General features: G+C 58.4%; 18 protein-coding genes and 4 pseudogenes. 15 read left to right on the top strand and 7 right to left on the bottom strand.

Annotated elements, in window-relative coordinates:
- Positions 1–224: 224 nt before the first annotated feature.
- The 4 genes and pseudogenes from ACRXB1_RS06695 to ACRXB1_RS06680 all read right to left on the bottom strand — a co-directional run.
- A complete protein-coding gene (locus ACRXB1_RS06695) occupies positions 225–731 on the bottom strand; it encodes a DUF1993 domain-containing protein (RefSeq protein ID WP_449491527.1) in 507 nt (168 codons plus the stop codon).
- Positions 732–819: 88 nt separating this feature from the next.
- Positions 820–1,485: a peroxiredoxin-like family protein gene (locus ACRXB1_RS06690; protein WP_449491526.1), complete on the bottom strand. Its 666-nt coding sequence runs from the start codon at positions 1,483–1,485 to the stop codon at positions 820–822.
- Positions 1,486–1,904: 419 nt separating this feature from the next.
- Positions 1,905–2,656, bottom strand: a pseudogene (locus ACRXB1_RS06685) (SDR family NAD(P)-dependent oxidoreductase).
- A 112-nt stretch (positions 2,657–2,768) separates the two neighbouring features.
- Positions 2,769–2,894: pseudogene (locus ACRXB1_RS06680) on the bottom strand (phosphohydrolase); the annotation flags it as partial.
- 136 nt (positions 2,895–3,030) lie between these two features.
- Here ACRXB1_RS06680 and ACRXB1_RS06675 point away from each other — a divergent pair.
- From ACRXB1_RS06675 to ACRXB1_RS06660, 4 genes are all read left to right on the top strand, one after another.
- On the top strand, positions 3,031–3,930 hold the full coding sequence (locus ACRXB1_RS06675) for a LysR family transcriptional regulator (RefSeq protein WP_449491525.1): 900 nt from the start codon (positions 3,031–3,033) through the stop codon (positions 3,928–3,930).
- A 92-nt stretch (positions 3,931–4,022) separates the two neighbouring features.
- Positions 4,023–5,987 carry an aconitase family protein gene (locus ACRXB1_RS06670; RefSeq protein WP_449491524.1) on the top strand — a complete coding sequence of 655 codons (1,965 nt, stop codon included), beginning with the start codon at positions 4,023–4,025 and terminating at the stop codon, positions 5,985–5,987.
- Positions 5,984–7,069 (top strand): 3-isopropylmalate dehydrogenase, encoded by a 1,086-nt coding sequence (leuB, locus tag ACRXB1_RS06665; protein ID WP_449491523.1) that lies wholly within the window; start codon positions 5,984–5,986, stop codon positions 7,067–7,069. The genes ACRXB1_RS06670 and leuB overlap by 4 nt, the downstream gene beginning before the upstream one ends.
- Positions 7,070–7,135: 66 nt before the next feature.
- On the top strand, positions 7,136–8,584 hold the full coding sequence (locus ACRXB1_RS06660; protein ID WP_449491522.1) for an MFS transporter: 1,449 nt from the start codon (positions 7,136–7,138) through the stop codon (positions 8,582–8,584).
- A 150-nt stretch (positions 8,585–8,734) separates the two neighbouring features.
- On the opposite strand, the gene ACRXB1_RS06655 is transcribed toward ACRXB1_RS06660, so the two are convergent.
- Entirely contained in the window at positions 8,735–9,664 is a 930-nt protein-coding gene (locus ACRXB1_RS06655; protein WP_174363652.1) for a LysR family transcriptional regulator, read from the bottom strand.
- Between the two features lie 107 nt (positions 9,665–9,771).
- Between ACRXB1_RS06655 and ACRXB1_RS06650 the strand changes: the two genes are divergently transcribed.
- From ACRXB1_RS06650 to ACRXB1_RS06625, 6 genes are all read left to right on the top strand, one after another.
- Complete coding sequence (locus ACRXB1_RS06650) at positions 9,772–11,478, top strand: FAD-dependent monooxygenase (protein ID WP_449491521.1); 1,707 nt, start codon at positions 9,772–9,774, stop codon at positions 11,476–11,478.
- Between the two features lie 91 nt (positions 11,479–11,569).
- Positions 11,570–12,910, top strand: a complete 1,341-nt coding sequence (locus ACRXB1_RS06645) for an MFS transporter (protein ID WP_449491520.1) — start codon at positions 11,570–11,572, stop codon at positions 12,908–12,910.
- Positions 12,911–12,952: 42 nt separating this feature from the next.
- On the top strand, positions 12,953–13,792 hold the full coding sequence (locus tag ACRXB1_RS06640) for a fumarylacetoacetate hydrolase family protein (RefSeq protein ID WP_449491519.1): 840 nt from the start codon (positions 12,953–12,955) through the stop codon (positions 13,790–13,792).
- A 27-nt stretch (positions 13,793–13,819) separates the two neighbouring features.
- Positions 13,820–14,749, top strand: a complete 930-nt coding sequence (locus ACRXB1_RS06635) for a VOC family protein (protein WP_062170910.1) — start codon at positions 13,820–13,822, stop codon at positions 14,747–14,749.
- A gap of 65 nt (positions 14,750–14,814) precedes the next feature.
- On the top strand, positions 14,815–15,951 hold the full coding sequence (locus tag ACRXB1_RS06630; protein WP_449491518.1) for a porin: 1,137 nt from the start codon (positions 14,815–14,817) through the stop codon (positions 15,949–15,951).
- A 16-nt stretch (positions 15,952–15,967) separates the two neighbouring features.
- Positions 15,968–17,572, top strand: a complete 1,605-nt coding sequence (locus ACRXB1_RS06625; RefSeq protein WP_449491517.1) for a carboxylesterase/lipase family protein — start codon at positions 15,968–15,970, stop codon at positions 17,570–17,572.
- A gap of 1,009 nt (positions 17,573–18,581) precedes the next feature.
- On the opposite strand, the pseudogene ACRXB1_RS06620 reads toward ACRXB1_RS06625, so the two are convergent.
- Positions 18,582–19,845, bottom strand: a pseudogene (locus tag ACRXB1_RS06620) (IS1182 family transposase); the annotation flags it as partial.
- 249 nt (positions 19,846–20,094) lie between these two features.
- Here ACRXB1_RS06620 and ACRXB1_RS06615 point away from each other — a divergent pair.
- Entirely contained in the window at positions 20,095–20,616 is a 522-nt protein-coding gene (locus ACRXB1_RS06615; RefSeq protein WP_449491516.1) for an IS1096 element passenger TnpR family protein, read from the top strand.
- Between the two features lie 81 nt (positions 20,617–20,697).
- Here ACRXB1_RS06615 and ACRXB1_RS06610 read toward each other — a convergent pair whose 3' ends face one another.
- The gene (locus ACRXB1_RS06610; RefSeq protein ID WP_375508295.1) at positions 20,698–21,429 is read right to left on the bottom strand and encodes a TetR/AcrR family transcriptional regulator; all 732 of its coding nucleotides are present in this window, start codon (positions 21,427–21,429) and stop codon (positions 20,698–20,700) included.
- Between the two features lie 173 nt (positions 21,430–21,602).
- On the opposite strand from ACRXB1_RS06610, the gene ACRXB1_RS06605 reads away from it, so the two are divergent.
- The 4 genes and pseudogenes from ACRXB1_RS06605 to ACRXB1_RS06590 form a co-directional block, all read left to right on the top strand.
- Positions 21,603–22,451, top strand: a complete 849-nt coding sequence (locus ACRXB1_RS06605; protein WP_449491515.1) for a fumarylacetoacetate hydrolase family protein — start codon at positions 21,603–21,605, stop codon at positions 22,449–22,451.
- 100 nt (positions 22,452–22,551) lie between these two features.
- Positions 22,552–23,526: a VOC family protein gene (locus ACRXB1_RS06600; RefSeq protein ID WP_449491514.1), complete on the top strand. Its 975-nt coding sequence runs from the start codon at positions 22,552–22,554 to the stop codon at positions 23,524–23,526.
- Between the two features lie 90 nt (positions 23,527–23,616).
- On the top strand, positions 23,617–25,254 hold the full coding sequence (gene mhpA / locus ACRXB1_RS06595) for a bifunctional 3-(3-hydroxy-phenyl)propionate/3-hydroxycinnamic acid hydroxylase (RefSeq protein WP_174364246.1): 1,638 nt from the start codon (positions 23,617–23,619) through the stop codon (positions 25,252–25,254).
- 165 nt (positions 25,255–25,419) lie between these two features.
- Positions 25,420–25,709, top strand: a pseudogene (locus ACRXB1_RS06590) (aldehyde oxidase); the annotation flags it as partial.
- Between the last annotated feature and the right edge of the window lie 509 nt (positions 25,710–26,218).

Genomic DNA, 26,218 nt, shown 5'->3' with positions numbered 1-26,218 from the left:
TTGAAGATTGGAATATGGGCACAACCGAGATTCATGCGGTTTTTCCTGCCGGGCGCGCTGCAAAGCTTGCGGCGAAGACGTTCGTTGAACATTTGATAAGTTTTCTTCAAAGCCACGAGCAGTAGATACTTTTCGACACCACGGCGCGAGGTGCTTACACGATGTGCGCGGCATTGTCTTTGTCGCATACGAAAGGCGGAGTGTGGCTTTCGGGTTGGTCAGCGTTAATGCAACGGACCGAGATACTCTTTCTTGCCAATTGCGACACCTTGATGTCGCAAAATCGCGTGGGCAGTCGCGATATGGAAATAAAAGTTGGGCAACAGGAAACGGGTCAAATACTCAAAACCGGTCATGTCGCCGTTGATGCTTAGAAATCGCAGTTGAATAAGGCGCCGTTCGGCTCCGGCAAAGTCCTCACCGGTGAGCGTTTCCAAATGCTTCGCTGTGTTTCCAAGCCTAGTCTTCAGTTGCTCGATGTTTGCTTCCGTATCGGGGAAGACAGGCGCAACGGTGCCGGTCAACCTCGCAACGCCATTTTTAGCATTGTCACTCGCGCGCTGAACTTGGGCGCTGAAGGTCATCATGCCGGGGGCAAGCCGTGCTGCAAGAAGTGAGTCAGGAGCAATCCCGTAGTCGATGATGTGCTTCTGGGCATGATCGAGGTAGCCCGACATTTGCTGCAATCCACGCTTGAGAGGCTCGATGGTTAATTCCGTCATGGTAATCATTTGTCGTCCTGGTTTTACTCGTGAACCTGGTGGTGAAACATACAAGCCCCGACGACGGTCGACGCCGATCGTCGAAGTCGCCTTGGCCCTACCTCTCTCTGCTTCGCGCTAACTGCCTGAGAATCGGGAACAGCTCGGCTGGTTCGGCGCGAGCGGTGTAATCCGGATTGACGTCTGACCAGGCGATGTACCCGTCCTGCCCGATTACGAATTTCGCGGGCATGGACAGCGTCCATTCAGAATCGCCATTGAAGATGGAGAGGTCTGCACCGAGTAGCTGATGCACCCCCTGCAACTCGACCGTCAATAACCAACGAACGCCATACGCAGCGGCGACGCGGCCCAGTTTGTCGACCAATATTGGGAAGCGAAGATTGTTGTCCTGCCGTGATTGTTCGCTAAAGGTAGCTCTCTGCTGGGAGACGGCCACGAGGGTCGCGCCCAACTCTTCAATCTTTGGACGGGCTTGCTCAAAGGCGCTCAACTCAAGACTGCAATACGGACACCAGGCACCGCGATAAAACACCAAGACGACTGGCCCCTTGGACAGCAAGCCTCTAAGCGAAAGTTTTGTTCCCGCGCTGTCCAGAAGAGAAATATTAGGCGCGATGACGCCGGCCTGGAGCGCACGGTATGCGGCCCTATCTCTGATGAGTCTCGCGACTACGCCATACAATGCGTCCGATGAAGCGGCGTTTGTAGGGTCTAGTTCAAAGTGTGTTCTTACCTCGTCAAGCTGGTCCTGGAGTTTCACGTTAGTCCCTTATCCGGCATTGTAGAAACTTTGCCAGAGCAGGGGGTCTCAGACTAGATAGCTAAAACGCATAGTTGAAATGCACTTCATAGGGGTGAAACTTGCTGATCGCAGTCGGTTACGATGACGTCGAAATAATGCCGTGGAAGCAGCGTAGATGCTGTGCCCTGGCAGGCCTTCACCGCTTAGACCGGACGATATCGACGATTGCGTCTCCCGCTGCCTCAACGGAAGAATTCTCGGAACGCTGAAAGATGCTCCTTGCGCGTCAGCTATTTGACGAGCCTTGTCCTGTAGGGCCGTAATGAAATATGCTGGCGCGTTCCTCCTTCTTCCCGAAACGTCGGTAGGCAAAGCGGACGTCTCCAGCGGTAACGAATTGCGTTGGTGCCGGGGCAAGGGCATGGGGGTTCATCGATTTACACCCCAGCCCCACCGGAAACATAAAGGGTTTCTCCGGTTATCCAGCCGGCGTCGTCTGACGCGAGGAACACGACAGGTTTCGCGATATCCGCCGGTTGCCCAGCACGACCCAGTGGAGTCATCGCCACCATTTGCGCCTCCATGTCCCCGCCAGAAATCCCAGCGGTGTGAAGGCCTTCGGTGAGGACTAGTCCAGGATTGACAGCGTTTACACGGATATTTTTGGGTCCGAGTTCCTTCGCGAGCGTTTTCGTGATCGTATCAATGGCGGCTTTGGTGCCGGCGTAAATACTTCCCGTTGGCGGGGCCATGGTGCTGACCACTGAGCTGATGTTGATGATGCTGCCGCCCGTCGGGGCGAAAAAAGGCAGCCCAGTCTTGGTGACCAACAGCAATTCAAAAACATTGGTGGTGAACTGTCGGTTGAAGTCTTCAAGTGTCACAGCTTCAATCGCCGAGAACGCATACGCGCCGGCGTTGTTCACCAAAATATCCACTTTCCCGAACGCTTTTTGCGTCGCCGCGAGCATGACGACGACCTCGCTTTCGACGCTCACACTGGCTTGTACCGCGATGGCTTTTCCGTCCGCCTTGACGATTTCGGCGACAACTTTGCCTGCCCCTGTTTGTCAGTGGCGTAGCTGACGACAACTGACGCGCCTGCCTCTGCCAGATGCTTGGCAATTGATGCGCCGATACCCTTCGATGCGCCTGTTACAACCGCAACTTTTTCTGTCAGCGTTGACATTATGCTTTCCTTTTACCTGCTTCGTGCTTTGTGGATAGATGGATGCTTAGTGTTCGTCGCAGCGTGCCGCGACTCGACCTTTCTGTTCTTGCCTCGACGCAGCCCTGATCCGCTAGCCGTCCCAGCCAGAGGCTCGAATGATGTCGCAAAAATTGATGCGCTTGAACGCGGCGTCTTTGTCCGCGAGCACATCCGCATTGATGTTTCCAAAGGTTGTCTCAGGTTTATGCTTAATACCAACGAAGCGAAATAGAAGACCCTACTCGAACGATTGAACAACAGATGAGCTTCTGTATCGCGAACGAATTGGCGTCGTCTCCTAACAGGCGTTGTAAGATCGACCGACCCAACTTGAATCGTTCCGACGTCCACCCATGAGAATCGATCCGTATAGCCTGGAGCTTTTTCTCGCAACTGCCAGAGAGGGTTCCATCGCACGGGCGGCAAAGCGGATGCACATTGCAACATCGGCGCTCAGCCGTCGTATTGCCGATCTCGAGCTCGCCATTGGCATGCCGCTTCTGGTGCGTTCTCCGGCCGGCGTCGAGTTGACGGAAGCAGGGCGGCACGCTTTCATCCGTGCGACCAGGCTGCACGATGACCTTCAATCTCTCGGTCGTGACGTGCAATCTCTCAGCGGACAGGTATCCGGCGTCGTACGCCTGTTTGCCAATGCGTCCGCCGTCGTAGGATTTCTGCCCGAGCGACTTATGAGCTTCCAGTCGGAATATCCCCATGTCGATATCGCGTTGAACGAACGCATCAGTGACGACGTGCTGCGCGCGTGTCTGGAAGATCGTGCCGACGTTGGCGTGTGCGTTGCGCCAGCGTCTGTACCGTCTGGCCTTGAATCAAGGCATTTCGCCGACGATCCGTTAATGGTGGTGCTTCCTCCCGCGCACGAACTCGCTAACGCGGATAGGCTTTCTTTCTCCGATGTCGTTAGATTTCCGCTGGTTGCACTTCAAGCGGGGGGATCACTCGATCAACTCCTCAAAGAGCGTGCCGACGCGGCGCGTGGTTCGCTTAGGATCAGTGTCACAGTCAATAGTTTCGACGCGCAATGCCGGATGGTTGAGGCCGGATTGGGGATAGGCATCGTACCGACGAGCGCGGCATCGGCGTTTGCAGGCACGCGCAACTTCGTGAGACGTCCGCTCGACGAACGCTGGGGACAGCGGGAATTGTGCGTTTATGCGCTACGTAAATCGCCGCGCCTGAAAGCCGTTCAGGCGCTGATCGAGCATCTGTCACAAACGCGGGATGAGGGTTAGCACGGACATCGTAATCGGCGATGCCCCGTTTGCCGAAACAGCACTTCGTTGCAACGCCTTCGCCGGGCTAGATTGCCAGATGGGAGACAAACATGGCAATTTTCACTCTAGCGGGCCGAGTCCTTTTCCTGAGCGCGGAACCACGTCTCATCGAACGGCAGTTGGCGGGCGAAAACCTGACGCTATCGACGGCGCACGAGCTACGCGACGACGTATCGACCGACGAGATCACGCCGATGAGCGTGCTAACGCAATATGATGAACGTCTTGGCCGTTATCCTTACGTTGGCCTGCGTGTGGGCACGAAGTGTCCGATTGGCGTGGACGACATCAAATCAAACGGCTTTTGTGTCACGGTTGCGGGCAACCGGTATGGAAAGGGTTCGTCCCGCGAACACAGCCCAGTCGCGGAGCTCAACGCTGGGATTCAGCTAGTTATCGCCAAAAGTTTCGAGCGCATCTACCGACAGAACGCCGACAATCTGGGACTATTCACATCGACCGATTTTAGTCTGGTCGAGCGCATCCAGCGCGGCGAGCCGATCGACATCGACGAACTGGTTGCATCGCGCGACGCGCTGGCAGCCGCGATCTTGCGTAGTGGCGGGCTGCTGCGCTACGGCGCGACGAACATGCGTCATGTCGCGGTCACAAGTCTTGGCGCGCGGGCGGATGCCGTGCCACGCACGCTCGCCGAAAAAATTCTCGCCCGTCACGCGATCCGCACGGAGCAAACCAGCGCGACAATTGAGCCAGGCAATGGCGCTTTCGTACGTGCGGAATGGCGCTTCATCCATGAGTACTACACTGGCATGGCAACGCACATGCTGCACGCCACCTTCGGGAGGCCGCTTCAATTGTTCGATCCCGCCGGCATCCTCGCCTTTGAGGATCATCTGTCCTACTCCCATCGCAGCGAACTGCACATCAAGAACGGCCTGCTGCCTAACGTTCGCGAATTGTCGGATGCACACCGTGCCTTCGTCGATGACTACGGTGTGCGCAATCATGGCTATCTCGACAGTATCGACGGCAAACCCGCTGAGGGTTCCGAAGGTATTTCTCACGCAATGATGGCCGAGCTGTATGCGCTGCCGGGGCAAGTCGTCGTCGGCACTGATTCGCATACGCCGCATAGCGGGGCGCTCGGCTGCCTTGCGTTCGGCGTAGGGACGACGGACATGGCCAACGCGTTCGTGACGGGTGCTGTGCGCCTGACGGTGCCGCAGTCGCTGCGCATCGACATGCGCGGGTCCGCGAGTGCCGGCGTCACCGCGAAGGATCTGGTACTGCATCTGCTCGCTAACCCAAAGATTCGGGCGGGACTGGGCGTAGGCAAAGTATTTGAATTCACGGGCCCGGTGGTCGCCCGGCTCAAGACCGACGAACGGGCGACGCTCACTAACATGACAGCCGAGCTTGGCGGTTTCACCGGCATCGTGGCGCCGGACGGGGAGACGGTGCGCTTCCTGAAAGAGCGACGCGGCGTCGATTTCACGATCGAACCGTGGATGCAAAGCGATCCCGAAGCCGTGTACGCGGACACGATCGTGCTTGACTGCACCGTCATCAAGCCGATGGTGGCTTTGCCCGGTGATCCGGGTAATGGCGTCGCGATCGACGAGTTGCAGGAGCGGCCGGCGATCGACGTCGCTTATGGCGGTTCGTGCACGGCGGGCAAGCGAGATGACTTCGATCACTATCACGCAGTGCTTGCGTGGGCGGCCCAACGTGGGTTGCGCGTGCCCAAACACGTGAAGTTGTACCTTCAGTTCGGCACCACCGACGTTCGCGATTACTGTGTGTCGCGCGGCTACATTGAGACGTTCGAACGCGTCGGGGCCGAGATGTTGCAGCCCTCTTGCGGCGCCTGTGCGAATTGCGGCCCCGGCTCTTCCACCGACGCGTCTCAAGTCACTGTAAGCGCAATCAACCGCAATTTTCCTGGCCGCTCGGGACCCGGGCAGGTCTGGTTGGCAAGTCCGCCGACCGTTGCAGCGAGCGCGATTGCTGGCGAGATCGTCTCGTTCGACGAACTCCGGCAGCGTCACGCATGAAGATCGCGGTCATCGCCGGTAACGGCATAGGTCCAGAAGTCATTGCACAATCGCTGCAGGTGCTCCGCGCGTTGAGGCCGTTCGGCTTCGAATTTTCGATCGAAGCCGCACTCGCCGGTGCGTCTGCATTCGAGCAGTGCGCAAATCCGCTGCCGGAGTCGACCGTAAATATCGCAATGCAATCCGATGCCGTGCTGTTTGGCGCCGTGGATGATGCACGCTGTGACCATCTTGATCGCGCGCTTCGTCCGGAGCAGGCAATTCCTGGATTGCGCAAACAGCTCGGGCTGTACGCCAGCCTTAGGCAGGTGAAGATCGAGCCGGAACTTGCATCGCTTTCGCCGCTGACGCCCGAGCGGGTGAGGGGACTGGACCTGCTAATCGTGCGGGAGTTGTCCGGCGACGTCTACATGGGCACGCCGCGCGGTCGGCGTGTGATTGCGGACGCGCCGGGAGGCGGTGAGCGGGAAGGTTTCGACACGATGCGTTATTGCGAGTCGGAGGTGCGGCGCGTCGCGCAGATTGCCTTTGACGCGGCACGCGCACGCAGCAAATGTTTGTACAGGGTCGACAAGGCAAACGTGTTGGAAACTTCAAGGCTCTGGCGGCAGGTGGTGACAGAACTCGGCAAGGACTATCCGGATATTGCGGTGACCCATCAGTACGCTGACAACGCCAGCGTGCAGACGATCGTCCAGCCGATGGCGTTCGACACCATCGTCACTGGCAATCTGTTTGGCGACCTGCTGTCCGATGCGGCGTCGGCGCTGACCGGGTCGGTCGGGTTGGCGGCGTCTGCGATGTTCGGCTCAACGAGGCCGAGCCTGTACGAAGCCGGGCATGGCAGTGCACTGAATATCGCAGGGCAGGATCGGGCCAATCCGATCGCATGCATCCGCGCGGCAACATTGATGTTGCGCCACGCCGGTGGGCGCCACGATCTTGCGAATCGTATTGAAGCGTCGGTGCAACAGGTTTCGCGGCAGGGATTGCGCACGGCGGACATCTATCGACCGGGCACCCGACTCGTCGGTACGCGGCAAATGGGCGAACCGATCGCGTGTTCGATCGGACAGCCCTGAGTTCCGTTGGCCTGATCCGGTTAAACACCTTTTCCGGTCAAACGGTTATAAAAGCAGGAGACAAGCATGGCCAGCGCACAACCCGTTTTGCAGAACCTCCAGCCGGCGGCAGACGCGGCCAGTCCGAGCCACGTCGACCGCATCGGCGATGGCGGCACCATCTCGGCCCGTCTGGACCGATTGCCCGCGACGCGCGCAGTCTGGAAACTCATCGTTTTGCTGAGCCTTGGCTTCTTCTTCGAGATCTATGATCTGCTTTTCAGCGGCTATATCGCGCCAGGTCTCGTCAGAAGCGGCATCCTCACGTCGACGACGGCAGGACTTTTTGGCACTTCCGGCGTCGCCAGTTTTATCGCCGCGCTGTTCTCCGGACTGTTTGTTGGCACCATCGCCTGCGGCTTTCTCGCCGACCGCTTCGGCCGGCGCGCGATCTTCACCTATGCGCTGCTGTGGTACGTCGTGGCAAATACGGTGATGCTGCTTCAAACGTCGGCTTTAGGCCTCAATACCTGGCGCTTTATTTCAGGGCTCGGCATTGGCGTTGAATTGATTACGATCGGCACCTACATGTCCGAGCTCGCACCCAAGCATCTACGCGGCCGTGCATTCGCAATTTGTCAGGCGGTGGGCTTTTCCGCCGTGCCGGTGGTGGCCTTCCTGTCCTATCTGTTGGTGCCGCGCACGCCGTTCGGCATTGCCGGCTGGCGCTGGGTGGTGCTGCTCGGTGGTAGCAGCGCACTGATGATTTGGTGGTTCCGACGCAATCTGCCCGAGAGCCCTCGGTGGCTAGCCAGTAAAGGACGGCTGGAAGAAGCGGACGCAGTGCTCAGTCAGCTCGAAGCAAAGGTTCAGAAAGAGTACGGCGAGCCGCTGCCGGTGCCTGGACCTGCCGAGCCGGTAATTAGCAATGCCGGTTTCAGCGATATGTGGAAGCCGCCTTATCGCGAACGCACGGTGATGCTGATTATCTTCCACGTATTCCAGACGGTCGGGTTTTTCGGTTTCGCAAACTGGGTGCCAACCTTGCTCGTCAAGCAAGGCATCACGGTGACGTCAAGCCTCCTGTACACAACTGTCATCGGACTCGCGGCGCCTATTGGCCCGCTTCTTGGCTACTGGATTGCCGACCGCTTCGAGCGCAAGCATGTGATCGTCGTGATGGCGGCCGCCAACGTTGCCTGTGGGCTGATCTTCAGCCAAGTGAGCAGCGCCGCGATGGTGGTCGCATTAGGTGTTTGCCTGACACTTGCGGGCAACATCATCTCGTTCACGTACCACACCTATCAGCAGGAACTCTATCCGACCGCGATTCGCGCGCGAGCTGTGGGCTTCGTCTATTCCTGGAGCCGTTTGTCTGCTGTTTTCAGTTCTTTTGTGATCGCTTTCATCCTGAGAGATTTTGGTGTATCTGGCGTGTTCTGCTTCATTGCGGGCGCGATGGTGATCGTGATGATTGTCATTGGAACGATGGGTCCGCGGACCAGAGGCGCGTCGCTTGAAAGCATTTCCCATTAGTATCTGGATGCTTCGATAAGGACATCAAGATGACATGGGCGGTTTTATTTTCGCTGCTTCTGGCGTAGATAGGGCCTGATGCGAGGCATAAATGAAATGCCGGCGCACGTGTTTCGCGCGGAACTCTACGCCGACTGCACATGCGGCCCTCTAGTCCTTTCCGTGTAGGGTGTTTCCGCCGCCATGTTGACGCAACGTGGTGGCGACAAGCCCGCGAAACCATCGATGCCCCGCGTCGTTGTGATGGCGAGCGTGCCAAAACTGCTGGACGGTCAGATCGGGTAAGTCGACAGGCAGTGGAAACACATCAACATCCGCCAAGCGCGCAAACAGGTCGGCGAGTTCATCGGGAACCGCCGCGATGAAATCGGATGTCGCGACGAGGCTCGGCACGGCGAGAAGATACGGTACATCCAAACCGACCTTCAGCCGCGCACCCCGCCGCCGCATTTCTTTTTCGAGTAGCTGATTGGTGAGCGCGAGGGTGCCGGCCACCACATGCTGTTTCTCGATGAACTGTGCGAGTGTCATGCGGATCTTCCTGCGCGTGGGTCCGCCTCTGATGATGCCGACCAGCGAGCGGCGGAAGAGCGGCTGCTGATGCAGGTTATCGCCCATCTTGCCCAGATATCCGATGGCCAGATCCAACGCGCCATCCTGCAGCGCGCTCGCCAATTCGAGCGACGGCAACTGGATCGGCTTGAGCGATGCAAGCGGCGCGCGTTCACGCAACGCCGCGAGAAGCCGAGGCAACAACACGATCACGCCCATGTCGCTCAGACAAACGGAAAACGTTCGCGTGGTGGTGGCCGCGTCGAATGCCTTCGCGCTCCATATCTCCTGCTGGACCACGCCTAGCACGTGCGCTACGCCGTCAATCAGACGTTCGCCCACGGGCGTGGGCGCCATCACAGGGCCGGCACGCACGAACAGATCGTCCTGAAACAGTGTACGGAGTTTCCCCAGTGCGTGACTTACCGCGGGTTGCGTCAAGCCGAGGCGGTCGGCTGCCCGGGAGACGCTCCGTTCCTCGCCGAGCGCCTGAATGACGTACAGAAAATTAAGGTCGGGCGAGTCCATGTATGCACCAGATTCATTATGGATATGAAACTCATTGTATAGATTTATACCCGCCCAACGATTAACTTTGCTCCCACGGTCGATAAAAAGAGAATCAGGAGACAGAAGTGGTGGATTGCGACGTCATCATCGTGGGCGGTGGCCCGGTTGGATTGTTTCTCGCAGCTGAATTGGGTCAGCGAGGCATCAGCACGGAAGTGTTCGACGCCAAAGCGGGCACGAGCACTCATCCGGCCGCCAACGCGAATAGCGCGCGCACGATGGAGCACTTTCGACGCATCGGTATATCGGAGGCGGTTCGTGCGTTGGGTTTGCCGCGCGACTATGCACCGGACGTTGCGTACTTCACTTCAATCGCCGGTCATGAGCTTGCACGCCTTCATCAACCGGCATCCCAAGATGCAATCGAATGGGCAAAAGCGCATTCCTTCACCTGGGCTACGCCTGAACCCCCACACCGTTGCTCGCAACTCTACGTTGAGCCGGTTCTGCTCGAAGCCGCGCGCAAGAACGCCGCGTGCCGTGTGCATTTCAGCGCGCGCGTGACCGAATTCGCGCAAGACGGCGATTCGGTAACGGCCACCGTCGAGTTGGCCGCGACGCCCGAACGCGACGCCGAAACGCGCAAGCTCAAGGCACGCTATCTGATCGGTTGCGATGGCCCACGAAGCTTCGTGCGCAAATCGCTTGGCGTGCGGTATGAGGGCGTATCCGGTGAAAGGCGCGAATTCATGGGCGGCCAGATGGACGCCGTGTATTTCTACGCACCTGACATCTACACAGTCAGCCCGCATGCGCCCGCATGGCAATACTGGACCTTTAGCGCGAGGCAACGCGCGCTGATCATTGCAGTCGACGGCAAAGGTCACTTCATCATGAACGTGCAGATGCGCGAGGACGAACTGCCCGACGACGACAGCGTCCGGCGCCGTATCAGCGAAGCAATCGGCGCGGATATTCCGTTCGAACTGAAAAGCGGTTCGACGTGGACTGCGGGCTTCACCTTGGTCGCCGAGAAGTTCGCGGTAGCGCGAGTGTTTCTTGCCGGCGACGCCGCGCATCTTTTCACGCCGACAGGCGGCCTTGGCTACAACACCGGCATCGAGGACGCAGCCAATCTTGCGTGGAAACTCGAAGCGATGGTCAAGGGCTTCGCGGGAGCCGCACTCGGCGCGAGCTACGAGGCAGAACGCCGTCCAGCGGCGCTGAGAAATACCGCATTTGCACGTGGTTTCGCGGATAGCATCGGCCATCTGCAGGTGCCTGCGGCGGCATACGAAGACGGGCCCCGCGGCGATGCCGCGCGCGAAGCTGTCGGTGACTATCTGAAGTTTCATACCACCGCCGAATTCGTCATTCCGGGAGTGCATCTCGGCACGCGTTACGAGATGTCGCCGCTGATTGAAGCCGAAGCCGGTGCGAGCCCACCCGATACAGCCAACCTCTACGTGCCGTGCGCACGCGCCGGCCATCGCGCGCCGCATGTGTGGCTCGCCGGCGGCCATTCGTTTTACGACCGGCTCGGCATGGGCTTCACATTGCTGTGTACGGCACCGGCAGGCATCGACGCAGCGCACGATGAAGCATTGCACCGCGCTGCATCGACGCTACCGCAACTGGCGGTCATGTGTATCAGCGAAGCGGCGGTAGCTGAGCTCTACAAGGCCGATTTCGTATTGATCCGGCCTGACCAGCACGTGGCTTGGCGCGGCAATGCGCTGGGTAGCGAGTTCGAAGCAGCAGTGAGGCGTGCCATTGGACATGCATGTGATAACGGCGCCGCGCCGTCTTCTGAAACGGCCATGACGCCATGAGTTGAACGACAGGGAGGTCTTGAAGGACCTCTGAAAACCAAAAACGGAAATAGTTTCGCATTCAAGCGAACCCATCCATCGGAGACAGTAAATGCATGCGCACGCAATCACGCCCCGCAGCGTCGTGGACGACGGGAAGACTTCGCCGCTACAAATTCTCACCCTGGTTCTCTGCTTTCTAGTCGTTGCCGCCGACGGCTTCGACGTTGCGTCCGTGGGTTACGTCGCGCCGTTGCTCAAGAAAGCATGGTCGCTCAGCCCGGCGCAGCTCGGTCCGATTTTCGGCGCGGGCCTGTTCGGTCTCACAGTCGGCAGCTTCCTGTTTGGGCCGCTCGCGGATCGCATTGGCCGCAAGCGCGTCATCGCGGTTTCGCTTGTGTTGTTCGGGATCGGCAGCCTCGCATGTGCTTATGCGTCTTCGCCAACGTGGCTCATCCTGCTGCGTTTCGCAACCGGTGCGGGACTCGGCGGTGCGATGCCGAATGCGATCACTTTGTCGTCGGAGTTCAGCCCTGCGCGCAGCCGTGCCTTGATGGTCACGCTGATGTTTTGCGGCTTTACGCTCGGGCTGGCGTTTGGCGGCGCGGTCGCTGCGCTATTGATTCCGGCCTTCGGCTGGCAGGGCGTCTTTGTCTTCGGCGGTGTATTCCCGCTTTTGTTAACACCGATAGTCTGGCTCTGGATGCCGGAATCGTTGCGATTCATGGCCGGAAAACCACGCTATCAGCGCGAAAGCCGTCAGGTGCTTCGGCGTCTGACCGGCGACGCGGACACGCCGATCGAAGAGGTGATCCCCAAGGAAGCCAATGCCAACGCGGTCCGTGAAAATGCGGTCGGCACCCTTTTCAGTCAGCGTTATCGAACTGGGACGCTGCTGCTTTGGCTCGCGTTCTTCTGCACCTTGTGGGTCTACTACCAAGTCAGCAGCTGGCTGCCCACGGTGATCACCGGCGCCGGTATCGAAGCCTCGCACGCTGCACGCGTCGGCGCCATGTTGCCGCTCGGCGGAACGATTGGCTCGCTGATAAATGCGCGCTTGATGGACAGGATGAATCCGTTCTACGTGCTCGCCGGCTCCTACGCCGTCGCCGCGGTCTCTATTGCGTTGATCGGGGTTTCGATCAACCAACCCACATGGGTGTACGTCACCGTCTTCATGGCAGGTCTTGGCCTCTCAGGCGCGCAAACCGGCGCGAACGTGCTTGTCGCCGGGTTCTATACGACGGCTGCGCGCGCCACCGGCGTGAGCTGGGCGCTTGGCGTCGGCCGCATTGGTTCGATCATCGGATCGATGACGGGCGGTGTGCTGCTGGTTGCATTCCATACCGTCGATATTGCATTCGTCGTGTTCGCGGCGCCTGTCGTGATCGCAGGTGTCGCGATGCTCGCGAACGGCTGGGTCTATCACGGGCGCGACACATCACAGATTTGACTTCACTGCGGCGCGAGCGCCGCGTTCATTCAGGAGAAGGGCATGAGGTACGTAAGTTTTGAGAAAGACGGCAGGGCGCTGCTCGGTGTTCGCGAAGGCAGCGCGATCCGCACGCTTGGCGATTTCACCCTGGAAGACTTGCTCGCGCAGGGGGCCGACCTGAACACCTGGGCGGCCACTCAGGAAGGCGGCCGAGTGGAAGCGCAAGAGGGTCTGACGTTTTTGCCGCCTTTACGCCGGCCAACCAAGATTTTGTGCGTGGGTCTCAACTTCAAGGACCACTCGAAAGAAAGCAATTTCGAACAGCCTGATTACCCCACCATGTTCCTGCGGCTCAATACGAGCCTCGTTGCGCACAACGCGCCGATCATTCGCCCGCGTGTTTCGGACAGCCTCGATTACGAAGGCGAGATCGCCGTTGTGCTGGGCAAGGGTGGCCGCCATATCCACCGCGAAGACGCGCTGTCGCACGTCGCGGGTTACGCGTTGTTCAACGATGCTTCGGTGCGCGAGTACCAGTTCAAGACGCCGCAATGGACGATGGGCAAGAACTTCGACGGCACCGGCGCATTCGGTCCGGACTTCGTAACGGCTGACGAGCTTCCCGCAGGCGTGAAAGGCCTGCGTCTTGAAACGCGGCTGAACGGCGAGGTCGTGCAATCGGCCAGTACGGACGACATGGTGTTCGACGTCGAAACCCTGATCGTTCTGTTGAGCGAAGCGGTCACACTCGAAGCCGGCGACGTGATCGTCTCAGGCACCCCGTCCGGCGTGGGCTGGGCGCGCAATCCAAAGCTGCTGATGCGTCATGGCGATGTGTGCGAGGTATCGGTCGAAGGCATCGGCACGTTGCGAAACGAAATCGTCGACGAGGCCGCCTGATCCACCATTCGCCGTTCGGGAGACACCATGTCCGCCAGTACTGATTCGCCGCCCGCCGGCGTGCATTCGATCGATCACTTCGCGCTCAATGTGCCGTCGCTGTCCGAGGCCGAGCATTTTTTTACGGCATTCGGTCTCGACGTCAAGCGCACAAGCGGCGCGCTCGATGTTCGCGCCGCAGACGGTCATCGCTGGGCTCGCATCCTGCCGGCCGACAGCAAGTCGCTTGCCTGGTTGAGTTTCAATTGCTTCGAAGGCGACCTGGCCAGGATCGCGCGGCAAGTGAGCGCGGCGGGATCCACAATCATGTCGTCAAACGATGCGACCCGCTCCGAAGGGATCTGGTTCGCCGATCCAGACGGCAACCTGCTTCAGGTGCGAGCCGGCCCGAAGACCACGCCCGAGGCCAAATTGCCGCTCGCGCCGTTTAGCGCAAGTGCGGATCATCGTGGTTCGCGAATGCGCTCCGAGGTTGCGACCGTACATCCGCGACGTATGTCGCACGTGTTGCTGTTCACACCCGATGTGCTGCGTGCTGTGGCGTTCTACGAGAAGGCCCTTGGCTTGCGGCTGTCGGACCGCTCCGGCGACATCATCGCGTTCACGCATGCGCCTCACGGCAGCGACCACCATCTCGTTGCTTTCGCAAAAAGCACGGCCAAAGGATGGCACCACGTGGCATGGGACGTCGCGAGCGTCGATGAGGTCGGCAACGGTGCGACGCAAATGGCCAAGGCGGGCTTCAAGGCTGGATGGGGGACGGGGCGGCACGTGCTGGGTTCAAATTATTTTCACTACGTGCGTGACCCGTGGGGTTCGTTTTCCGAGTATTCCGCCGACATTGATTTCGTTTCCGCTGGATTCGAATGGCCGGCCGGCAATTTCGCTCCTGAAGACTCGCTTTATCAATGGGGACCCGACGTACCCGATTACTTCATACACAACACGGAGGCCTGACGGATCAACGTGTCGCGGGAACTGCAGTTCATAAGAAATTAGAACTCGACAAAGGGTTTGGAGACATGAAAATCAATACGATTGCAGCGTTTGCCATGCTTGCATTCAGCGGCCCCGCCTTCGCACAGAGCAGCGTCACGCTTTACGGAATTCTCGACACGGGTATCGAACTGGTGACGCATGCGGATGCGGCAGGAGACAAAGTGATCCGAATGCCGGGCATAACCGGTTCTGTGCCCTCACGCTGGGGGATTCGCGGCAGGGAAGATCTTGGTGGCGGCTTTGCCGCAATCTTCACCTTGGAGAACGGTTTCAATACGCGCGCCGGCGATGTAAACCAGGGTGGCCGACTCTTTGGACGCCAGGCGTGGGTTGGTCTTGCGAATTCGTACGGCGCGCTGACCTTTGGCCGTCAATACACGATGTCGTTTTGGGCCATCAGCGACGCCGATGCCTTGGGCCCTGATATCTATGGAGGTGTCGGTTCAATCGACGCGTACATCCCGAACTCGCGAAGCGATAACACGATCGCCTACAAGGGTACCTTCGGTGGCCTCACGGTAGGCGCGACGTATTCGTTTGGACGCGATTCGGCTGGTACTGGCAATTCGCCCGGACAAGGCACATGCGCGGGACCCATTCCCGGGAACTCGCAGGCGTGTCGGCAGTGGTCTGCGCTGCTGCGCTACGACAGCAGCGCTTTCGGCCTTGCGGCTTCCTACGACGAACAGCGAGGTGGACCCGGCGCTGCGGCGAATTTTTTCAACGGTGTGGTGCCGGTTGCCTTGACGCAAAGCAGCGACAAGGACACCCGGATGCAACTGAACGGCTACTTCAAGGTGGGACAGTTGAAGTTAGGAGGCGGCTGGCTGGGACGCTTCGTCGATACGCAAGCGCTCGCGGTGCCTGATGTTCGCACGAATATTTACTATCTGACCGGAACGTATCTTGTCACGCCGTCCGTTGCTCTGGACGGCGGCGTCTACCGCACTCTTGACAAGCAACAGGACACGCGCGCCACGCTCACGGCATTGCGCGGCACCTATTTGTTGTCCAAACGAACCAGCGTCTATTTGCAAAGCGGCTACCTCTTCAACAGTAACAAGGCGCGCTACACGCTGAGCCAGGGTGGACCCGGGACAACACCCGCTGCGGGCATCGGGCAACTCGGTGTCATGGCCGGCATCAAGCACACGTTCTGATCAAGGAGACGAAACAATGTTTATGCAAAAAGGAAATGTTAGTCCCCGGAGCATGGCCCTGCCAATTGCAGTGGTCATTCTGTCCGCATGCGGCGGCAACGGATCCACGCCGGACCAATCCGCCGCGCCGCTCGATAACCATGTAACCACCGCGTCGGGCAGTCTCGTGGGCAATGCGGCAGACGCTTCGGGCATCGTCAGTTTCAAGGGGATTCCCTATGCCGCCGCTCCCGTGGGAAACCTGCGATGGAAAGAGCCTCAACCGGCACAGAAGTGGACTGGCGCGCGCGACGCCACCACCTTTGGTGCAAAGTGTTGGGCGGCCGCGGCATTCGGTGGCCCGATTAGCACTGATGGCGTGAGCGAAGACTGCCTGTTTCTGAATATCTGGAGTGGCGCGAAAACACGAGGCGCAAAACTGCCTGTCATGGTGTGGCTTCACGGTGGCGGATTTCAGTTCGGCACCGGGTCGGACGACAGTCTGGATGGTACGTCGCTCGCAAAGAAAAACGTCGTGATGGTGACGATCAATTATCGCTTGGGCGTATTCGGACATCTTTCAAGACCGGATCTTGATGCGGAGTCGAATGGTCACAAGTCGGGGATGTATGGCATTGAGGATCAGATCGCGGCGCTCAAGTGGGTCAAGGATAATATTGCGTCGTTTGGCGGCGATCCTGCCAACGTGACTGTATTCGGTGAATCGGCCGGCTCTCATGCAATCGGCTTGCTGATGGCGTCGCCCTTGGCGACCGGACTGTTTCAGAAAGCGATTGGCGAAAGCGGCGCGTTCTGGGAAAGCGAACATGGCGAAATGAAGCCGTATGCCGATGCGCAGGCGATGGGAACCGCCCTCGGCACCCAGATGAACGCGCCCACACTTGATCAGTTGAGAGCCGTCCCGGCTTTGACACTCGAGACGGCAACCAATTGGACTTTCGCCACCGATCCTGGCTTAACCAACTTCTCACCGATCGTGGACGGCTATGTTCTGCCGGAAAATCCCTATGTCCGTTTTCTCAATGGTCGTCAAAACGATGTGCCGCTGTTGGCAGGATGGAACTCCGATGAAGGTCTCGCGTTCTTCAACCGTGCGCTTCCGCATACGACGATTCAGTCCTACACGAGTGCCGCCGCAACTGAGTTCGGTCCATCGAACGTGACCGCGTTCGAGCAGGCGTACCCTGCCAGTTCAATCGGGCAAGCGACGCAATCAGCACAGGCATTGATCGGGGACCAGGTGATCAAATACCAGACTTGGGGTTGGGTTACGCAGCAACAGAAGACGGGACATTCAGCGGTCTTTGTTTATCATTTCGAGCAGACATCGGCGTATAACCCGGTCGCCACGCATGCGACGGAGGTGCCATATGTGTTCGGCAACCTGACGCCCAATGGAAACGTGACGGCAAGCGCGCAGGATTTGGCCGTGTCCGACACCATGCAATCGTACTGGACGAATTTTGCTCGGTCGGGAAACCCGAACGGGGCAGGGCTGCCACAATGGCCGCAATACACCGGCGCTGGCAGTCAGACTATGCGAATCGGGAATGTGATACAGCCTGGACCGGAGGAGCCGAACGATTCCAGTTTCTGGATAAATTTCGGGCGAAGGGCCTGATTTCGGTGAGTCAGCCGCCGCTTTGATGAAGCGCACCACCGTGTTGATATGAATTGGCTGAAGTTGCGAAAGTCTGTCATAAAAATTCGGTAGTGCTCTTCGTCCAAACCGCCAAGTCCTGCCTCAGTTGAGCATTAAATCATGGGCGCGTATGATCTTGTCGCCCACATGCGCTTATCCATACGCAGTCCACGAGCCGTTATGCCACCAAAACCACGCGTGGCGTTATAGACGCCCATGCCGAGTGTTCTCCGAGGCGTAAGCCGGAGTGACGTTCGTCAACCATTTTCGATACCGCTCCACTGATACGAACTGCCCGACCTTTTAACGCCAGCAAGTCGTTGCTTTGCGTGACTCGAATGCGGCAAAGCATCTCGGGTGCGATTGTCGAGTTGCGAAGGTGTCTTGCTAGCGGCGCCATTGCTTCGGGTCCGCAGTTTACTGAAACTGAGCCATGTCCTCACCAAGGAGTGCGCATTGAAAGCAGTGGTCTTCGACGGGATCAGTGACATTTCGCCCGATACGGTATCCGATCCGACCATCCCAACACGATCTCGACGCAATCGTAAAGCGCACTTCCAGTGTCATCTGCGGTTGCGTGTGGTCCGCGAGCCGGACGCAATACCAAGCACTCCTCGCCAGCCCAACCAGAACACTGAAGAATTAGGCGCGAGATCTATACCGTTCAGGTTGAGGGTACGCTGACCAGTGCAACCTGCGTCCCTTGATGGATGATGTGGGGTTCGGCGATAACGTAGGCGCGCTCATGAGTTTGTGCTCCATGAATGGATGCATTCATGATGCCGCCTGTGCGCACTCAGTACGCTCCAGTTCTTGTTTTGTTACTCTTTTTCGGGTGAACATCCGATATCCCCGCCTTGCAGTTGCTGACGTGGACGAGGGCGCTTCCGAGGGAGGCGACGGAGCGCTGTGGGCCGTCGGGCGGCAGCCGGCCAGACCGTGTCAAAAGGCGTAACGGCGCAGACTCTGACGACACCTGTTCTCGCGGCTTCATGTTGTACGCAAGCACGTGCAGCTCATTTCAGTGCTTATCCGCTTGATCGTTCGCGTTAAGAAATGCGTGGCTCCCATCTAAACCTTGATTGTGCCGAAGGGACGCTCGACGGTTTGTCGTCGGATACGCATCATGTCGGGACTGTGGTCAAGACGGATTTGCATGCATCGAGAACCTCTTCGTGTTCCCAGCGCGTCACCCGGCGTTGTATGCTCGGCGTGCACTTGTCCTTTAACGAACACTGCTGGCCGTTCGAACTCCAGTAACGATGCAACTTTAGCTCGCGCTCGATCGTCACGTAGCGCCATGTGAGACGCTGTCCCGCTGGGCAGCGATACTCGTTCGCCTCGGCATCGTAAATGAAATCGCCTTTGCTGAAGCGACCGTGAGCCGTCGCGCTCGACGTCACCGTCTTGGGAACGTACACGGTAACGCCAGCTTGGTGACACGCGAGTACCTCCTCGCTTTTGTCATAACCTCTGTCCGCAGCTGCCGTGAGCTTCTCGACGCCCGTCTCGTTACGCGCGAGCGTCGCCATCGACAGGAGTTGATCCCGATCAATGCCGCTATTGGTGATCTCGTGCGCGACGATCAAATGGTCCTTTGCATCGATTGCTACCTGGACGTTGTAGCCGACGACGCCGGTTCCTCGCGTCTTCATTGAGCGCGCGTCCGGGTCGGTAAGCGACACTTGCTGGTCTGGCGTCGCGTCGAGTTGAACTTCGACTTTCTCAAGGATTTGCATCTGCTCTTTGAGAGCCGCGATCTTGTCTTGCAACCGTTCAGTCTTCACCTTCGCGATAGTAGGTTCCTTGCGATCGGCGGTGTCCATTTTCACCAGATAACGGCTGATGCTTGCCTCGATATCCTTCATTCGCCGTTCTGGTTTTGCGCTCGTGAAGTTGCGATCGTGATGGTTCACTGCCTTAAACTTGCTGCCGTCTATCGCAGCGAGCGCTTCGGCGAAAAGGTCCAAGCGTTTTCATAGCATGACGAACTGACGACAAGCGTTGCGGATCGCTTTGCCGTTGTCTTTGCGAAATCGCGCAATAGTCTTGAAATCCTTTGCCAGGCGGCCCGTGAGCCACATCAATTTAACGTTGCGCTGGGCCTCGCGTTCAAGGCGGCGACTGTATTGAATACAGTTCAGATAACCGAAAAATGTAGATCTTAAGCATCACCACAGGATGATACGAAGGCCGACCAGTCAGCGCCGGTTCAACGCCTCAAACTCAAGTTTCTGAAGATCAAGCTCATCTCGGCTTTGGATGCGTGACGAAAATAACCGGGAGTACCAACAACGGCCATGCGTACTTCCGGGCCGATGCGAACGGCGACCATGGCCTTTGCAACCTGCTCTCCAAGCCGCACGCCCGCATCAAGTCTTTGTTCGACGATGTCCGTGAGTCGCCTTAAATCGCCCATCCATCCTTATTGCGACAAAACCGACGTGGCGCCTGATGCCCGTTGAACAGGCCACTCAGCTGCGGCCTAACGGACCATCACAATGGCTCAAGCACGCAAATCAAGTAGTCGCAAACCCACGTTGCGAATGGTCAGGTCTCCAGAGTTCGTCTATCAGTTGCGGGTTGAACTACTGGGCCTCAGACCAGCGCTTTGGCGGCAGATTCTCGTTCGCGGATCAGTTGAGCTTTCCAGGCTTTACGTCTTCTTGCTTATGACCATCGGGTGGGACGGTGGCGACGTGCATGAGTACATCATTGGAGACAAAAACTACGGAAAGGTCGATCCGTCCATCCGACCCGATGTCCCCGATGATCCGCCTTTGTTAGACGTAGCCACGGCAACCCTCGCGGTGGCACTTGATGACCGGAAATCGTTGCAATACGACGCTTCGGATGGACCAATTCCACTTCGCAGCGCGACCAGCGCGACAAGGTTGTTCCGATGCCACCGCGCATGCATGTTGCCAGGCGGGATCTGCGCGACATTGCAGAGGGGAAAGCCTCACGAGCCAGTCGAGAAGGGGTTGTACGTGAGCTGTTGTCCTCGTTGCCCCGGCGAATAGCGTAGGACATCAAGCCACTGTGACCGGTAGTTCCGTACCGTCTCAATAATGTCGGATCTTGCCGCGTCCTCGCGTCGCCTTTTAGCTGGAGACGGGAAGCGATTGTTCATTAATGTTGACTTCGTTCGCGACAGGAGCAGTGCTTCCCCGCTCAAAGATCACGCCGCGCGGTTCGGGACATTCGACGACGCGCTCATAGGCGAGTTCCCTCGCTTCGTCAGCGTTGATGCCGAACGCCTGAAGCAGGGCGTACATGGACTGCTGCGCATAGTTGACCGGGGCTTCGCCTGAAAGAAGCGTTTCGATACCGTACATGATCGAGCCCAGCGCGATGTCGCGTGCCACGGCTACATCGGCCACCCGGAATCTCCCGAGGTCGATCGCTGCCGTGAGGTCCCTCGTCAGGTACTCATCGAGCAGGCGACCGCGCGACCCACGTCTTGTGCCGATCCTGGTAATGAACGCGCCCCATAGCGGATAGCGCACAGCCACCTGCATGTAGAGCCGCGAACCCATCACCACGCGCCGCGCCGGATCTTGCACTTCCCTTACCACCGGGTCGATGACGCCCAGTACTTCATCGCTGCTTTCTCCCACCACTGCGGACAGCAATTCGGCAGTGGTACGAAAGTAGTTATAGAACGTGCCGCGTGCAACGCCCGCCGCGGCGATGAAGTCATCGATGAGCGGCGCGTCGGGCCCTTTCTCAGCAAATACGCCTAAGGCGCTTTCGATGAGGCGGTTGCGAGTCTTCTCCCGGCGCAATGCCCCGACGCGTGTTTGATAGTTTTCGACGGTCGGTAATTTCGGCACGGCATTTCCCCTTATTTCGTATGAGATTTTAAACAATGTGGCATGCGGGTATCTCCTATACGTATTCTAGTTGACCATTTTGTCAAATCAATTAGAATTAGAAGTGACAAATATGTCAATACGAAATAAATGTGTTCGCCGGCCCGTCACCCGGGCATTAACAGGAGGCAGTAGTGCGATTTGTGAGTTTTGAACGGGACGGCAAGGCAACCCTGGGCGTGCGTGAGGGTGCGCAGGTGCGGATTCTGGGTGACGAAACTCTGGAATCATTGCTCGCGCGCGGCGTCCACTTGAACGATTACGCTCAAGAGAGGACCAGTGGAGAAAAGATCGCGGCGCAGGGCTTGAAGTTCCTGCCGCCGTTGCGCCGTCCGCCAAAGATCATCTGCGTCGGTTTGAACTTTGCCGACCACACGTCGGAGAGCAATTATGCGCAGCCGGACTACCCGACGCTGTTTTTCCGCGTGCACACGAGTCTGATCGCGCATGAGGAGCCAATGATCCGTCCGCGCGTCACGGACTCGGAAGGGCTCGACTTCGAAGGCGAAATTGCCGTTGTACTGGGCAAGGGCGGTCGTCATATCACCAAGGAAAGCGCGCTGGCGCACGTCGCCGGTTATGCGCTGTTCAATGACGGCTCGGTCCGTGAATATCAGTTCAAGACGCCGCAGTGGACGGTGGGCAAGAACTTTGACGGCACCGGCGCCTTTGGCCCCGATCTGGTAACGGCCGACGAATTGCCTGCGGGCGCCAAGGGCCTCCTACTTGAGACGCGGCTAAACGGCGAAGTTGTGCAGTCTGCCAATACGGATTCAATGGTTTTTGACGTCGCCACCCTCATCAGCGTCATCAGCGAGGCGATCACGCTGGAAGCGGGTGATGTCATCGTGTCTGGGACGCCTTCGGGTATCGGCTGGGCGCGCAACCCCAAGGTCTTCATGAGAGCTGGCGACGTGTGCGAAGTCAGTGTCGAAAAAATCGGAACGCTGAGAAACGTGATCGCCGACGAGACCGCTGGTTAAGCGACCCAACAAGCATCCCAGCAGGCGACGCGGCGGGCCGCGCCGCGAACCCAAGCCGGCCGCCGAGTCGGCGCAACAGAACACACCAATGGAGACAGTCATGGCTGATGCGGTAGCCGTTCCCGACGGCGCAAGTGTGCATTCGATCGACCACTTCGCGCTCAACGTTCCCTCGATAGCGGACGCAGACCGATTTTTTCGCGCCTTCGGATTCGACGTTTCTTCGGGTGCCGGAGAAGCACGACAGCTAGAGCTTCGGGCGGTTGATGGCCACCGTTGGGCTCGCATCCTGCCGTCGGACAGAAAGTCACTCGCCTATCTGAGCTTCAGTTGCTTCGAAAGAGATTTCGAGGCCATCCTGAGTCAGGTGAAGGCGGCCGGCGCCGTTGTCGTTGAGCGCGACCCCGCGCCCGACGGTGAAGCTTTCTGGTTCCATGACCCGGACGGAAACCTGATTCAGGTCAAGACTGGTCCCAAGACAAGCCCTTCGAGCAAGACCCCCTGTGTCGTTGCCGGAAGCGCCGCGGATGAGCGCGGCTCGCACACCCGATCGTCCAGCGCGCTCGTGCGGCCCAGACGCCTTTCGCATGTGCTCCTGTTCACGCCCGATGTGCTGGGTGCGCTCGACTTTTATAGCCGGGCGCTCGGATTGCGACTGTCGGATAAATCGCGCGACATTATCGCGTTCACGCACGCGCCGCACGGGAGCGACCATCATCTGGTCGCCTTTGCAAAAAGTACGGCGCGCGGATGGCATCACTCAGCCTGGGACGTTGATAACGTCAACCTGGTAGGCGAAGGTGCTTCGCAGATGGCTGCGGCAGGTTACGACAAAGGGTGGGGCACCGGCCGGCACGTGCTGGGCTCGAACTACTTCCACTATGTTCAGGACCCGTGGGGCTCGTTCTGCGAGTATTCGGCCGATATCGACTTTGTCTCGGCGGGGCGTGAATGGCCGGCGGGCGACTTTCCTCCGGAGGATTCCCTTTATCTTTGGGGTCCAGCTGTTCCGGACAATTTCATCCACAACACTGAAGCGCCGGCGGATGTGGCCGGTGTCGTTCCCGAAGGTTAAAGCAGGTCTTTCCAACGGATCTTCTTGATGGCAGCCGGATCGTCTGGCGCCAGGGGTACGACTCATCCTTTTTTTAGCAGGTGGACTCAAATGGCTGACCAAAACATTCTCGATGTCGTCATCGTCGGATACGGACCCGTCGGACAGACCTTGTCCATCCTGCTGGGCGAACGCGGCTACAAGGTTGCCGCTTTCGACCGGTGGCCGGCGTTATATCCGCTGCCTCGCGCCGTGTTCCACGACCACGAAATCCGGCGAATCTTTAACGCTATGGGTATCGGAGCGCAGGTCGCACGCATTTCGCAACCCTCGTCCACTTACCAGTGGTTTAACGCTGACGGGAAGACGCTGGTCGAGATCGATTGGTCGGCTGAATCCATTAGTGACGGTCCGGTTGGCTATCTGTTCAATCAGCCTTCGCTTGAGGCGCTTCTGGACGAAAAGGCCAAATCATTGGCCGGCGTCTCCGTCCAGCAGGGCTGGGAAGCGATCAGCTTACGCCAGCTGCCCGAGCACTGCGAAGTAACGATGCGCAAAGGAAAGATGGACGGCAACGCGTGGGTGCCGACCGGTGAGACGCAGACCGTGCGCGCCCGCTATGTGGTCGGTGCCGATGGTGCCAACAGCTTTGTGCGCAAGTCCGAGAACATTGCTTTCGAAGACCTGGGTTTTCAGGAAGACTGGCTTGTCATTGACCTTAAGCCTAACGAAGGCGTCAAGCTTGACGTGCCGGATATCGGCCAGTGGTGCAATCCGGCGCGTCCGACCACGATGGTGCCGGGCGGCCCCGGCTACCGACGGTGGGAATTCATGCGCCTGCCGCGCGAGTCGGTTGAGGACCTGCAGAAACCAGAGAAAGTATGGGAACTGCTCTCTTCGTGGGTCACTCCACAGGAAGCAACGCTGGTGCGCTTCGCCGTCTACAAGTTCCGTTCGCTGATTGCCGAGAACTGGCACAGCGGCCGCATCGTGCTCGCAGGCGACGCCGCGCATCAGATGCCGCCCTTCATGGGGCAGGGCATGTGCTCGGGTATTCGGGACGCGTGGAACCTCGCGTGGCGGTTTGATCTGATACTTAAGGGTATCTCATCGCCGGAGCTTCTCGAAAGCTACACACCGGAGCGTCGCCCGCAGGTGCGCGCCGTCATCGACGCTTCCATCGCAATGGGCCGGGTCGTCTGCATTTCCGATCCCGACGAGGCGAAGCTGCGCGACGACGCCTATCTGTCGGGTCAGGTGCCGCCCTTGCCGCCATTCCCCGGCTTGACCGATGGTCTCATCTGCGGTGAGGAACGCTATTCAACTTGCGGTGCAGCGGGGCAACTAAGCGTGCATGGACAGGTCGCCAACGACGGGCAACAGATGCGCTACGACGACGCACTGCCCAATGGTTTTCACATCATTGCGCTCGATGCGGACCCTGAACAGCATCTGGACGCCGTCTCGCAGGCAGCGCTCGCCCGGATCGGCGCGCAGACCGTTGGCATCACCGCAGACGCGGACAAGACCGTGCCGGGGCGCGTGCTATTCGACGTGAGCGGCAAATACCGGCAATTCTTCGATGAACATGGCGTGAAGGCGATCCTCGTGCGCCCGGATTATTACGTGTTTGGTGCCGTGAAGACGCTCTCGGCTTTGTCGGGGTTGGTGGCAAACCTTTCGACTCGGCTTTCCCTCTTTAATCTCCCTTCCGGTGAAAAGCCGATGACGAAAGTCATTGCTGCATGAAGCAGTACGCAACGGAGCGACGCCGTCGCTCCGTTGCTCTTTGTAGGAGGGAGACGAGATTCTTTGCGTCATTGGGATTTAAGTTAAAGACATCCATAATATAAAGGAGTCCAAAATGAGAGAGACGTAGACATGCTTGATCGTGCCGTTTGCCATCGCTTCTGAGGCGCACGCGCAAAGTCCAAATACTGGTTGTTCGAAGTCACGTACCTCGCAGTAAAGACCGGCAAACCGGTTTCGCCGGCTTCGCCGGAGCAATGGGAGCCGGGTTATTTCGATCGCGCGGATCGTATGGACTACAGCACCACCGAGGCCATCAACGCGGGCGAGTTCATGTACCGTGCGCCGCATCTGGACATTGGCTGGGTCCGTCATGAACGGGCGTTCCGACGGGTTGGTATCGGGCGGTCAGCTACATTCCCGATGTGTTCGCGGGCGAGTCGATCATCGATGAAGGCCAATGCCATTTATCATCTGACCGGAGAACGCAAGCAGTCCACGCCGTTCGACATGGCAATAAAGCGCGCTGGCCCAAAAACTCGATGATCGTTGACCCGGTTGGAGGCAGTGCGTGGTGCGGTAACGTGCCAATTCATTGCGGACGATGAGGCAGCTCCGAAGGAGAGCGTTGCACACGTGTGTTGTTTGCGACAATTCTGCTCGAAAATAAATCGCGTTGGCGCACCAAGATCGTAAGTGCGCGGGTTTTAGGCAAATGCGATGGCCATAACGCGCACAACGCCAGACACCCCAGCTGACATAATTGTCCCAACTCCATCGCTGTGAATCAAGGATACCTAGCATATTTTACATAATATAAATTATCCACTTTTCGCATGTAGGCCCCAAGTAGTAATGTCGTACTTGAGCCAAATAGAAATGTCGCACTGAGGGCTCGATTCGGTCCATGCTGAAGCTCCGCTTTCGCTGGGAGTTGATCATGGATAGCACTGGGATGATCACC

Source organism: Caballeronia sp. M23-90, assembly GCF_053574605.1.
This window is presented reverse-complemented; position numbering and strand designations above follow the sequence as displayed.

Bases quoted from the DNA above. Each gene is read 5' to 3' on its own strand.
- ACRXB1_RS06695 (WP_449491527.1), bottom strand. From the start codon at position 731: ATGATTACCATGACGGAATTAACCATCGAGCCTCTCAAGCGTGGATTG.
- ACRXB1_RS06675 (WP_449491525.1), top strand. From the start codon at position 3,031: ATGAGAATCGATCCGTATAGCCTGGAGCTTTTTCTCGCAACTGCCAGA.
- ACRXB1_RS06670 (WP_449491524.1), top strand. From the start codon at position 4,023: ATGGCAATTTTCACTCTAGCGGGCCGAGTCCTTTTCCTGAGCGCGGAA.
- leuB (WP_449491523.1), top strand. From the start codon at position 5,984: ATGAAGATCGCGGTCATCGCCGGTAACGGCATAGGTCCAGAAGTCATT.
- ACRXB1_RS06660 (WP_449491522.1), top strand. From the start codon at position 7,136: ATGGCCAGCGCACAACCCGTTTTGCAGAACCTCCAGCCGGCGGCAGAC.
- ACRXB1_RS06655 (WP_174363652.1), bottom strand. From the start codon at position 9,664: ATGGACTCGCCCGACCTTAATTTTCTGTACGTCATTCAGGCGCTCGGC.
- ACRXB1_RS06645 (WP_449491520.1), top strand. From the start codon at position 11,570: ATGCATGCGCACGCAATCACGCCCCGCAGCGTCGTGGACGACGGGAAG.
- ACRXB1_RS06640 (WP_449491519.1), top strand. From the start codon at position 12,953: ATGAGGTACGTAAGTTTTGAGAAAGACGGCAGGGCGCTGCTCGGTGTT.
- ACRXB1_RS06635 (WP_062170910.1), top strand. From the start codon at position 13,820: ATGTCCGCCAGTACTGATTCGCCGCCCGCCGGCGTGCATTCGATCGAT.
- ACRXB1_RS06630 (WP_449491518.1), top strand. From the start codon at position 14,815: ATGAAAATCAATACGATTGCAGCGTTTGCCATGCTTGCATTCAGCGGC.
- ACRXB1_RS06625 (WP_449491517.1), top strand. From the start codon at position 15,968: ATGTTTATGCAAAAAGGAAATGTTAGTCCCCGGAGCATGGCCCTGCCA.
- ACRXB1_RS06615 (WP_449491516.1), top strand. From the start codon at position 20,095: ATGGCTCAAGCACGCAAATCAAGTAGTCGCAAACCCACGTTGCGAATG.
- ACRXB1_RS06600 (WP_449491514.1), top strand. From the start codon at position 22,552: ATGGCTGATGCGGTAGCCGTTCCCGACGGCGCAAGTGTGCATTCGATC.
- mhpA (WP_174364246.1), top strand. From the start codon at position 23,617: ATGGCTGACCAAAACATTCTCGATGTCGTCATCGTCGGATACGGACCC.